We start from the raw sequence: 467 nt of genomic DNA, 5'->3' as shown, positions 1-467 counted from the left end.
GTTAGGGAATCCAATAAATAGTAAAAATAATATTAATGAGCGAAAAGCAGAGAGTACTCTTGAGGAAATTTTGGCAGATATCATAAAGCTTGATGGTAAACTTGGATTTTTGGGTGGTGAGGAACGTACTCTAGATAATGGAAATAAAATTAAAATACCTAAAGGTGCTGCCGCTATTCTTGATTTATATAAAAAATATAAAAATCATGAGATTACTTCTGCAATTGAAACCTTAGAATTGATTATTGAGCAAGCAGCCATTTCAAATGCCCATCAAGGACATACCTGGTTTAATCGACGCCAGAGTGAAACCTCTGAGTTTTATAATAATCTCGTTGCCATTCAGCATCGACCATTTGTCGAAGAAATGATGAATGCTCCGTTAAAAATATAAAAGAAGAAGTACCATTAAGGTGAAATTTCTTTCAAGGGAAAGGATTTAAAATTTATTTTTTGGCGGTAACTTT

The 467-nt window shown here is 33.0% G+C and carries 1 pseudogene; it reads left to right on the top strand.

Going from position 1 to position 467, the window contains the following annotated elements:
- Positions 1-394 (top strand): annotated as a pseudogene (locus tag OQJ26_RS19350) (hypothetical protein); the annotation flags it as partial.
- Between the last annotated feature and the right edge of the window lie 73 nt (positions 395-467).

The sequence above is a fragment of the Legionella sheltonii genome, from assembly GCF_026191355.1.
Lineage (GTDB): Bacteria > Pseudomonadota > Gammaproteobacteria > Legionellales > Legionellaceae > Legionella > Legionella sheltonii.
The sequence above is the reverse complement of the archived record's forward strand: the minus strand, read 5'-3'. Positions and strand labels throughout refer to the sequence as shown.